We start from the raw sequence: 253 nt of genomic DNA, 5'->3' as shown, positions 1-253 counted from the left end.
CGCCGCCCACGGCATCACCGTGGAGCGGGTGGTCACGGCCAACGGGAACAACTACCGGGCCGTGGACTTCACCGCCAAGGTGGTCTCGCTCGGGGGCCGGCTCCACCGGATCCGCCCCTACACCCCGCGCCATAACGGGAAGGTCGAACGGTACAACCGGCTGATGGTCGATGGGGTCCTCTACGCCCGCCCGTATACCTCAGAGACAGCTCGGCGTGAGGGGCCGGCCGGGTGGGTGGACCACTACAACTAC

At 68.4% G+C, this 253-nt stretch carries 1 protein-coding gene; it reads left to right on the top strand.

Features of this window, described 5'->3' with window-relative positions:
• A partial coding sequence (locus KVS67_RS12400; protein WP_217565487.1) for an integrase core domain-containing protein occupies nucleotides 1-253 on the top strand: 253 nt, incomplete at both ends.

Source organism: Micrococcus sp. GbtcB5, assembly GCF_019091605.1.
GTDB lineage: Bacteria > Actinomycetota > Actinomycetes > Actinomycetales > Micrococcaceae > Micrococcus > Micrococcus luteus.
Note: the sequence above shows the minus strand (reverse complement) of the source record. Positions and strands in the feature narration are given on the sequence as shown.